Origin of the sequence: Staphylococcus sp. URHA0057, assembly GCF_000620265.1 — a bacterium.
Taxonomy (GTDB): Bacteria; Bacillota; Bacilli; order Staphylococcales; family Staphylococcaceae; genus Staphylococcus; species Staphylococcus pasteuri.
The window spans coordinates 1-9,717 of sequence record NZ_JHVS01000021.1 but is presented as its reverse complement, the minus strand read 5'-3'; the positions used below and the strand labels follow the sequence as shown (position 1 = coordinate 9,717).

Genomic DNA, 9,717 nt, shown 5'->3' with positions numbered 1-9,717 from the left:
CAGCCCATAGCACTTACTCTTCGGTATTATTTTTGATACTGTACTTTGTGCTCGTTCCTTTTCGGTCTCATTTTTGAAACTTTCGTTTTTCTTTTATTTTCATCTTATTTTATTAATTTGCTTTATGATTTTATTTAGCTTGTACTTTTACACTCGTTATATTATTATTCTTTATTTTCTTTGATATTATATTTACTTTTTGATATGTTTAGCGTATGTTCGTGGATTTTTAATTTTCATTTTATATGCCTTATATATTTTTTATTATTTTTATATTTTATTTTCGTATAAAAAAGACTATAAACTCCTACACGACAGCGTTTATAGTCAATATCTTTCTTTTATCTATTCATATGTCCATGATAATTATAAGGTGTTCCACCTAATTCGTGATATCTTTCATACATATACGCACTAAGCTCGTCATAGGCGTTATTTAATCGTTGAAAAGCGTTTCTAGTACCTATATATTCCCTATCTTCTAACAATGCTCTACGTGTATATGCTACTTCTTTAGCAAACAGCATATTTAATGCATAGCCTTCACTTTTTCGTCTATTAGACTGCCAATACTGTAGGTCTGCACTTTTAACTGGTGGTAAAACGTTCAATAATTGCTGCGAGTCAGGTCTTTCACGTCTAACATCGTCATAATCTGGCAATGCGTCTGCCATCAGACCTGCTTCCTCGTCATATCCTAACTGGGCTAAAACTTTAAAAATATCGTTAAATGATTCTCCTACTTCTCCTGTTTCTAAAGCATTTCTATACTCTTTAAAACTACCTAAATAGTCATTTTTTGCCATGTCTATCAAAGATAATATTTTTTGTTCTCTGTTGTCTTGTTCTTCATAGCTTTCTAATACGTCTATAAGCAATGGCAAACCGTCAACATCTATATTGTTTTTTTCTAAAGATTTTTGAACACTTTCTAAATAACTTATATCTACACTTCTATATAAAGCATTTATAAGCTTATTCAAGCTTTTTACACTGTCTTCAGGGTCATAATAGGGGTTCGATTCTCTTTGCTCTTCTATACTGTCTATTTGCCTTTGTGCATTGATCCTTACATTTTTCTTTAAAACTTCAATTTCTTCATCGTCGTTTTCTGTCGTTTTTAGTCGTTTTTCAACCTCATTAACAGCTCTTACTAGACTTCTATACTCTCTACGATACTCGTTCATGTATTCATAGCGTTCCTCTAGCGACTTTAAATAATTTTCTTGAAGACTGTTAAACTCCTCCATAATCTTCTCTATGGCATAAAATTTTTCTAAATTGGTTGAAGGCATATCATTCAATCCCTTTCAATGTGATTTCTGTTCTAGGTCTGTGTAACTCTTGAAATTTAGCTTTAGCCACCATTGCTATGCGACTATCTTTGATTTCTAAACCTTTAAAAATACTGTCAAAAGCAGCTTTTTCCAAGTTGTCAATATCAGGTGCCGTTGTTCTCATAATGTTGTTAACTCCTTTGTAGCCTTTAGGTGCTTGTACGAAAAATTTAATTTCAGCTTTCACACCATATGGGCAAGCCATAACATCATAGAAATCCTTGTTTAAGGCATTATCTCGCTTGAGCATCTCTTGTACATCTCTCATGTATTGATTATATTTTTCTGGGTAGTATGTGATATTTTTTACTTTACCGTCTGCCCCTTTTACACTTCTAAAATTAGGACGTGGTGTCGCAACTGGGGGAATATCAATAATATAACTCCATTCTTTTGCCATGTATTATCACTCTCTATCTGTTGGTTTATAATCCATTTTCATATCATTCATATGTTTGGCTATCGCCTTTTCTTGACGCTCTATATTCAACTCTTTTTTTGTTTTCGGTTTAGCATAAGCCTCTGGATGCTTAATATAATCGTTATACAAATCTATAAGTTTATTTAATTCAGAAACCGTAAACATACGATATAAAGCTTCTTGTTCTCCCTCTTCGTCAATGTGTTCCCTCAATTGCTTTTTTATTCTAAAAACTGAAGGTTTACTGTAATTTAGTCGTTTTGCGATTTTTTCCCAATGAACAAAATTAAGTAGAAATTCATTTAAATTTTCGCTTTTCGTTTTTGCCATTTTAATTTGCTTTATCGTTTTAGTATTAGCCATTTTTATCACTCATTTCTATGAATAGTCTTTATTTAAAATTACTAATTAATATACTACGTACACAACGTTAACAACGTACACACAGCACACTTCGTACATATATATAAAGCCTTTATTTCTAATATCTAACGTTATTTTTAGTAATTTTTATACATATTTTAAATTAAAGATATTACTTAAAAAATTAACCTAATCTTTTAATTAAAAGATGTTATAATCTTATCTTACACTTTATAATATATACTATAAAAACACTTTAGTCTAATTTTTGATACTGTTTTTAACATAGAAATATATTACATATTAGTATCTTATTTGTAACTGCTTTTTTTATATAATTATATAAAATTTAATAATATTATTAATTTAATAAGTCTATTTCTTTCGCTAAATCACATTCATTTTTAAATTTTATTCTTTTCACAAAATCATTATTCTTAAATATTGAACCTTTGTGAAAGAAAGTACTTTCATCATTGTAAACAAATACTTTAGTTTCTTTATCAATATCAATAGTTTTTGGATTTTTATTTATTTTTAAATACTCAACTAATCTATTAGCAATATCTTTACATTTTGGAGTAATTGCATATTTTTCAATAAATATAAAAGTATTTCCACCAGCTAATATTTCACCAGTTGTTTCGTCATAATCAATATCATCAAATCGATTTGTTACATCTGCAGTTTATTTCGTTTTTAAACCTCTTTCTTTGCTTTTTGTAATTAGTTTTGAAGAAATTTCTTAACTTGTTTTATTAAAAGAAGCGCACTCACTCCGTGTATTGTGTATTTACCTCTCTTAGTAACTCTCAACGTAAATGAATGCGTCTCTCAGCGTCATTGTATTTTATTTTTTAAATTATATCTTATACTTCTATATGTAAATATTTAGTGTACTACGTACATTACGTACACAATTGTTAAATAACTATTTGAAGCGGCTTCTATATTTTTAATATCCGTGTGTTACAAAATGTCCCTTTTACCCCCCTTTCAATGTCAACGGACACAAGTGATTGAGACAAACTTAAAAAGGTTTTAAAAATATGCTCAAATATATTGAGCATATGGACACATATATTAAGATTAAATTCAATCCAATTCAATAAATACGTACACACCGTACAATACGGGTAATTAGTACCATGAGTACACAGATTATATAAGAGTATTTAATAAAAAGTAAAAGGGACATTTTGTAACAAAAGACCTATTATAAATAGGGGGAGCGTATATAATTATGACTGGTGAAACTGTAGTATATAGAAATGAATCTTGTACCTTTAAGAAAATTCACAAGTACGAAAATAGATATATTCTTTGTTTTGTGTAATAAGTTGAAAGAAGTAGATACAAACAGAATCAACATACCTTTCTCTGAACTAAAAGAATTAAGTAATTACTATACTCGGTCACAAGATAGATTTTTAAAAGAATTAGAGTAGGTATACGATAAGATGTTGAACTTGACGTATAAATATAGAAGCGGGAAAACTTTGAATAGTTTGTATTATTTACTGATTATAAGGTTAATAACAATTTAAAACATATACTAAACCAAATAACTAATGATTTTACTAAATTTGAACTTTGGAAAACGGAGGGGTGAACAATAAGCATTGATACATTGCGTCGTAAGTTGAAGAATATAAAGCCCAATTAATATGCGCCTAAATAATAAAAGTATTCCCCACTATATCTTAAGTTATTAGATAAAGCGGGTAATCCTTTTTAGTTATGATAACAACAAGTTAAACCATAAATAAGAAACCGCTATCCGCTTCGAGTGACCTTAAAGTTGTACCTCCGTTTTTTTCACAAAGGGGAAGTTATATCGTGTCTATATAAATACCCTAAGAGAACAAAAAGTAATATAGCAAGAGCATACTCTAATTAATTAGACTTGTTATAATTTTCTGTTATGTGTTGTGTTATTAATAAACCTAGCATAAGAAATATACATACCAACACATATTCAATACAACCACTCTTAATACGTACACAATTAAAGTATGTTAATTAGTCGTTAATATACTTTCTCATATATTTAGAAGTATGACTTAACCAAATAGATAAAAAGACGATAAAAAATATCACAACTGCTAATATTGCTACCATACGTACTATTGGTAATAACAATTCAGTATTAAGGTTAAATAATGTCTTTCTCGTCGTATCCATTATACCTACAATCAAATCTATATCTTCTTCATATAGCACAGTTCTTTTTTTTATTATGTACTTACATGCAATGATATAAAATTTTTGGCACGGTCAAATACAACTAGTGCTTATATAGTTAATTGAACACCCTTTAATGCTTTTTGTTATCTAAAACTAAATGTATGTATACTACGTACTCATATCGAACATAAAAAAGAAGCGGTAAAATCCGCTTCTTTTAAATACACTGCACACCATGTTGCAATTGGACGTTTCCTCACTGCTTCATCGAGCTTGCTCTATTCAATGAAAACCAACCATCCTCTATTATGGAGGGTAGATTAAATGGTTGATTCACATTAATGAGTTCTAACCAAAATATTAGTGATACAACTTTAACCTAATTTCATTGTAATATATAACGACCCAATTGATGTATTTAATAGGTTTTCATGTGGCAAAACTATGCCTTTTAACTTAAGCGTACACGACGTACACATATTATATATATAAAAGAAACGGCTCATCCTATGAATAATCGTTCGTCGCTTCTTTTGATTAATTTTATGACTGTGTACTATTCATTGACTTTAGATTAGCTAACCCACTTGTTTATTATTTCTTCCTCTAAGTCATCTGTCGCAATCTTAATCTTACAGTCAGTCGCTTCCGTATTAATTATAGTGAGCTGATATCCATTAATATTAAGAAAAGCGCCTAGTGATATTAAAGTCTTTCTTTTATTCCCGTTAAAAAAGACATGCTTTTGTACCCAGTTCCGTACTAAACTAACTGCTTTTAATTCTAGCGTCGAATATATTTCTTTGCCAAACACATACTGTTTAAGCATATTAACTAACATATTTAATGCATTGGAACCTTTAACACCATGCTTTTTTTAGGACTATACTTACTAATAACATATACATTCAAGGTGATAATATTTTTCTGTTAAGTATTGTATATGTCATCCTCCTATTATCTATTAACTAGGTCTTTGAACGCACTGTCATACTGTTTACTTATTTGATTGGAGATACTCAAAATATCTCTTGCGTTATCATCTGTTGTTTTAACCGCTTCGAGTACAACTCGGCCGTTAACAACGTTAAAAGCAATAAATTGACCTTCTACGACATCTAATGCTTTGATTACTTCTTTAGGTATCGTTAATATATTACTATTACCACTTTTTCTTAATTTTCTTGTATGAATCACCGTCATATGTACTACTCCTTCCTTTGATTAGTAACTATGATTATTTCGATATCGTTATGTGATTAATCTCCCTCTAACTCTTAAAAATAGGTTTCTTTATACTTTTTGACCTACCACCATGCGATCTATCATCGCATTTTATTATTTTGGGTTTTATATCCTTATATTTTTAGTATATCTGGATTAATTCTAAACGTTGTATATAATTTTCTTCTATAACTTTCAAGTACACAACGTACACAAACAAAGCACATAGAAGCGGTATTGGTGTCGCTCCCATGTGCTTTGTTTGTGTACAGTTGGCATCGGCTTAGTTTAATAATCTTTTTCCACATCTAAAGGTTAAATATACATTGCACAATTAAATGTAACACTAGTTTGCCTATAATTGCTTTATAATCTCATTTAAAAACTCTGAAGATGATGAATAATTATTTTCTTCAACTAAATCATCTAGTTTTTTCCTAACTGAAGGCTGTAACATAAATTGATATCTCTTCTTCTTTTCTTTAATTTTATCTTTTTTTATCTCTATTTTTTTATACGATGTATTGGGTGATACTGCATTCTCTAAAGCTTTTTCTATACTATTTTCTTGATCATTACTATCTATTTTTTTATTAAATGCCATTTTAAAACTCCTTCCTCATCATATAGTGCGCACGCACATGTGTATGTTTATGCGCGTAATCGTACGCATAAACATGTGTATATCAATCAAGCATCTTTAATAGCTTTACAACTCTTTATAAATTGCTGAAAAAAACTTTTTTCTTTTAAGTATATTGCAAGTTCTTGCTTAAATGATACAATTGGTTTTTTTTCTAAAACACTACGTGTAATTAATTCCTTATCAGGAAAATAAGTTATATAATCTTCTTGATTTTCAATACTTTTTTTAAAATTGATTGATGATTTAGTATTATGTTTGACCATATTTCCAACGAAAAAAAGTTTAGCTGTTACATAACTTTCTCGTGTCCTAAAGTCAATTAAATCCTTCTTTAATTTATTAATACGATATGAAATGTTTGCATTCGAATCATCACTAAAACCACTTGGCTTATTAGGAGAAATTACTTTATGGCTTACCACAATCGCATTTCTTGTTGATGTACTGAAATCAGGATGTGTATCAATAATAATATAGTCATATTGACCAATATTATATTCTTCATAGTAATCATCCAGCCACATATATAATTGCATGTCTTTTCCATCTGTCGTACTCATATGCTTCTCATACTCATCTAAACGTAAAAATCCACTGATAAGATCTATATTGTTATTAATAGGGTGTATCTTAACTTTTTCTTCAATATGCAGCGTATCTATTTTTTCGAATATAGATAAGACAGTATTCTTTTGGTCATAAATTCCTAAGATTTGAGATAAATTGCATTGATGATCTAAATCTATCATTAACACTTTGTATCCCAAGTCAGCTAAATATCCAGAAAAATTATAGGATAATGTTGTTTTTCCTACTCCACCTTTAACGGCTGCGAATGTGATTATTTCCATTTAGACACCTCCTTTTCTACCTTAACATAAACATACACACGTGTATACACATATGCATGAGCGTATGTCGAAATCCGCTTCTATATATTTATAATACAAATATATGTTTTGGCTTTTAACTTTAACCAATTTATAGTAAGGAAATGAAAAAAGAAAGAGAGAGAGAGAAAAAATGGCAACTTTACCCAAAGAAGTTAGACAAAAATTGGAGTCTAATATTTATATTTATAAAGTAACTAGTAAGAACATATATTATACAATAGATGTAAGTATTCTTTCACAATATCGTAAGGAAAAATACATGGAGGGCAGAGTACAGAAATGGAATAGTCAGCAAATTAATATTACCGATGATATTTCAACTACTTTAGAAAAAGAATTAAATGAAGATGTATCCGCCTTTAAAACACAAAAAGAACCATCTGAAATAACTATATACTCTAAAATACTGTCTCAAGGAGAGCATATAATTGAAGAATTAAGAAAAATTAAAATTGAAATAAACAAGCTAGAACTCAATGAAGAAAAAAATCAAGGTATTATTGATTTAACAAAAAAAGAAATCATTAAATCAGTAAACAAAATATAAAGATTCATATTATATTGTTACTTAGTTGTAGTAATAATATATGCTGATTCCCCTTTAAGCAGACGCCAATACACATACACACATATATATCAACACGTTTATGTGTATGTGTATGTGTATTGGCGTCTGCTACCTCATATAAATCGTTTTACTACAGCAACTCAAAATTTTATATAGGACCTGTATCATCGATTCATACTCCTCTAAAAACATTGTAAATAAAAAGAATAAATTTAACATATATTATAAAGACCTTATGTCTAAAATACGTAGCAAATAGACATACTAATAACGTCTAACCATAATTGCTAATGATGGTAATGTCTTTTACTAATTCAATTTATCCTTGCAGTTCCTATGGTCCACTACTCGCAAATCTTATATTAGGTTATCAAAAAGGCATTTTCTTAGCCGTTGCATATTGATTGGCGGCATGTAATTTGTTTGACGTTATTTGTTTTCTAATATTGCTATTCATCAATTGACTTGATGGCGTAATAATATTCGGTAAGTCACCAAATAAAGCCATTTTAGGGCTTTTTGCAATAACACCTCTGTTATAATCTTCTTCGTGTCTTTGAGTAAATGCGCCTTTGATACTTGCAACTAGATAATTGCATACTTCAGTTTTATGTTTTCGGTTTACACGGATTAATGCTTCTCCAATTTCATTCTCTAAATCTTCAAGACGATAATTTGTTTCGTAGAGTTGATTATATTTATTTTTGGCGCCACAAATCACACTCATCGCACGCTATGTTTCTTAGTCGTGTAATTAACAATAAGCGTACGGATAAAAGTCGGGAAATTCTTTAGTAATTGTTCTTTTAGCATTTTTTTCTCATCGATGAAATCAGGTAAGTATTGTTTGATGTATTTTTTGTAATAGCGTATTCGTTCTTTTAATGATTCATTTTCAGTTTTGAGTGAGGCTGACTCTGATATATACTGTGCATTTATGTTTATAGTGTTACTAGAATTTTTAATATTACTAGATGACATATTTTGTTAATCAGATGCATTATTATTGTGATTATGTCCTTCCATATCGACATTATTTGCCCTATTTTGTTCAACATTTACATTATGACTTGAGACATAACTATCGTTTGTATCAACTTGTTTGATTACATTGTTTTTTTCTTTTTTTAGGCTTTAATACATAATAACGGTTTTATGTTCTGAAAATATGATTAATTGTAGTAGCTACATTACTCACGATTAATAGATTGTATTTGATTAAGATATTGATATGTTTTTTTAGTGTATGCTTTGATTTGATGTTTAATGCGTCTATGAAGCGATTATAAGTATATTTTGTTTATACTACACCGTGATTGTCCACAAAGCGTCCAGTTGTACGGCTATTTTTGATAGAAAGGTATTGATTGATATGCCGCTTCAAATAAGAATTTAGGTAATTCGATATATGTGTATTTGTTGGATTTCGTCTCTTTATTATAATAATAAAATTTTTTGTCTTCGATTTTTGGCATGTAGACGTAAAGACGTTGTTTTCCTGTTTTTGAAGTACATCAATAAGCCCTACTTTAATTAATTCTTTTTTGAATTTATTGACTGCGTTTACACTGATGTTTAACAGTTTCTTGAAATACTCGTTCTCAAATTCGATATACTGATGCCCATTTTTATCTATCTCAATAATACCTTTGTTCATTCGATACATCATTGTGTCTATGATCAACGTATACATTGCTTTCGATTTCACATGAAGCCCTTTGTATTGTGGATCGAATAGTAAGAAATTGTATAATATTTGTAACTTACATAAATTTATAAGCATTATACAATATTTTAAATTTTACAATAGTGTTCTAATAATATACATATAAATAACAGTATAAGTACGAATGTATGTAACATGGTATTTATAGAAACCTTTTTCATAGTGGTTGCTGTCTCATAATCGCCGCCCTTTTTAATATATTTTTATAAATATTTTTAAAATCTTTTTAGGGCTTGTTTGATGCTTAGAGAGACAATGGATTTAAGGTGTTAAAGGGAGTAGTTTTGCCACATAAAAGGAGTAGTTTTGCCACATTAAAGGCATAGTTTTGCCACATTAAAGGCATAGTTTT

At 29.2% G+C, this 9,717-nt stretch carries 11 protein-coding genes and 1 pseudogene; 2 read left to right on the top strand and 10 right to left on the bottom strand.

Translation table 11 applies throughout. The annotated features are described in order from the left end of the window. Positions 1-341: 341 nt before the first annotated feature. From N524_RS0109325 to N524_RS0109315, 3 genes are all read right to left on the bottom strand, one after another. On the bottom strand, positions 342-1,187 hold the full coding sequence (locus N524_RS0109325) for a hypothetical protein (protein ID WP_231460216.1): 846 nt from the start codon (positions 1,185-1,187) through the stop codon (positions 342-344). Between the two features lie 109 nt (positions 1,188-1,296). After that, entirely contained in the window at positions 1,297-1,737 is a 441-nt protein-coding gene (locus N524_RS0109320) for a RusA family crossover junction endodeoxyribonuclease (protein ID WP_017636246.1), read from the bottom strand. A gap of 6 nt (positions 1,738-1,743) precedes the next feature. Further along, positions 1,744-2,121 carry a hypothetical protein gene (locus N524_RS0109315; RefSeq protein WP_002477896.1) on the bottom strand — a complete coding sequence of 126 codons (378 nt, stop codon included), beginning with the start codon at positions 2,119-2,121 and terminating at the stop codon, positions 1,744-1,746. Between the two features lie 1,243 nt (positions 2,122-3,364). Between N524_RS0109315 and N524_RS13750 the strand changes: the two are divergent. Beyond that, a pseudogene (locus N524_RS13750) lies at positions 3,365-3,715 on the top strand (replication initiation protein); the annotation flags it as partial. 428 nt (positions 3,716-4,143) lie between these two features. Here the strand turns inward: N524_RS13750 and N524_RS13470 are convergent. From N524_RS13470 to N524_RS0109295, 5 genes are all read right to left on the bottom strand, one after another. Further along, positions 4,144-4,320 carry a hypothetical protein gene (locus N524_RS13470; RefSeq protein ID WP_155979882.1) on the bottom strand — a complete coding sequence of 59 codons (177 nt, stop codon included), beginning with the start codon at positions 4,318-4,320 and terminating at the stop codon, positions 4,144-4,146. Positions 4,321-4,882: 562 nt separating this feature from the next. After that, positions 4,883-5,137, bottom strand: a complete 255-nt coding sequence (locus tag N524_RS12860) for a type II toxin-antitoxin system death-on-curing family toxin (protein WP_231460218.1) — start codon at positions 5,135-5,137, stop codon at positions 4,883-4,885. Between the two features lie 128 nt (positions 5,138-5,265). Then, complete coding sequence (locus tag N524_RS0109305) at positions 5,266-5,511, bottom strand: AbrB/MazE/SpoVT family DNA-binding domain-containing protein (RefSeq protein ID WP_017636242.1); 246 nt, start codon at positions 5,509-5,511, stop codon at positions 5,266-5,268. A gap of 376 nt (positions 5,512-5,887) precedes the next feature. Continuing rightward, positions 5,888-6,136: a hypothetical protein gene (locus N524_RS0109300; protein ID WP_029056327.1), complete on the bottom strand. Its 249-nt coding sequence runs from the start codon at positions 6,134-6,136 to the stop codon at positions 5,888-5,890. Between the two features lie 86 nt (positions 6,137-6,222). Further along, positions 6,223-7,029, bottom strand: a complete 807-nt coding sequence (locus N524_RS0109295; RefSeq protein ID WP_029056326.1) for a ParA family protein — start codon at positions 7,027-7,029, stop codon at positions 6,223-6,225. A gap of 172 nt (positions 7,030-7,201) precedes the next feature. Between N524_RS0109295 and N524_RS0109290 the strand changes: the two genes are divergently transcribed. Further along, positions 7,202-7,618: a hypothetical protein gene (locus N524_RS0109290; protein WP_029056325.1), complete on the top strand. Its 417-nt coding sequence runs from the start codon at positions 7,202-7,204 to the stop codon at positions 7,616-7,618. A gap of 391 nt (positions 7,619-8,009) precedes the next feature. Here N524_RS0109290 and N524_RS0109285 read toward each other — a convergent pair whose 3' ends face one another. Both N524_RS0109285 and N524_RS0109280 read right to left on the bottom strand, forming a co-directional pair. Further along, positions 8,010-8,366: a hypothetical protein gene (locus tag N524_RS0109285; protein WP_029056324.1), complete on the bottom strand. Its 357-nt coding sequence runs from the start codon at positions 8,364-8,366 to the stop codon at positions 8,010-8,012. Between the two features lie 573 nt (positions 8,367-8,939). Further along, on the bottom strand, positions 8,940-9,422 hold the full coding sequence (locus N524_RS0109280) for a replication initiator protein A (protein WP_081772619.1): 483 nt from the start codon (positions 9,420-9,422) through the stop codon (positions 8,940-8,942). Between the last annotated feature and the right edge of the window lie 295 nt (positions 9,423-9,717).

Coding starts and splice junctions, on each gene's coding strand:
- N524_RS12860 (WP_231460218.1), bottom strand. CDS start 5,137: ATGCTTAAACAGTATGTGTTTGGCAAAGAAATATATTCGACGCTAGAA.
- N524_RS0109325 (WP_231460216.1), bottom strand. CDS start 1,187: ATGAACGAGTATCGTAGAGAGTATAGAAGTCTAGTAAGAGCTGTTAAT.
- N524_RS0109285 (WP_029056324.1), bottom strand. CDS start 8,366: ATGAGTGTGATTTGTGGCGCCAAAAATAAATATAATCAACTCTACGAA.
- N524_RS0109320 (WP_017636246.1), bottom strand. CDS start 1,737: ATGGCAAAAGAATGGAGTTATATTATTGATATTCCCCCAGTTGCGACA.
- N524_RS0109315 (WP_002477896.1), bottom strand. CDS start 2,121: ATGGCTAATACTAAAACGATAAAGCAAATTAAAATGGCAAAAACGAAA.
- N524_RS0109305 (WP_017636242.1), bottom strand. CDS start 5,511: ATGACGGTGATTCATACAAGAAAATTAAGAAAAAGTGGTAATAGTAAT.
- N524_RS0109280 (WP_081772619.1), bottom strand. CDS start 9,422: ATGCTTATAAATTTATGTAAGTTACAAATATTATACAATTTCTTACTA.
- N524_RS0109295 (WP_029056326.1), bottom strand. CDS start 7,029: ATGGAAATAATCACATTCGCAGCCGTTAAAGGTGGAGTAGGAAAAACA.
- N524_RS0109290 (WP_029056325.1), top strand. CDS start 7,202: ATGGCAACTTTACCCAAAGAAGTTAGACAAAAATTGGAGTCTAATATT.
- N524_RS0109300 (WP_029056327.1), bottom strand. CDS start 6,136: ATGGCATTTAATAAAAAAATAGATAGTAATGATCAAGAAAATAGTATA.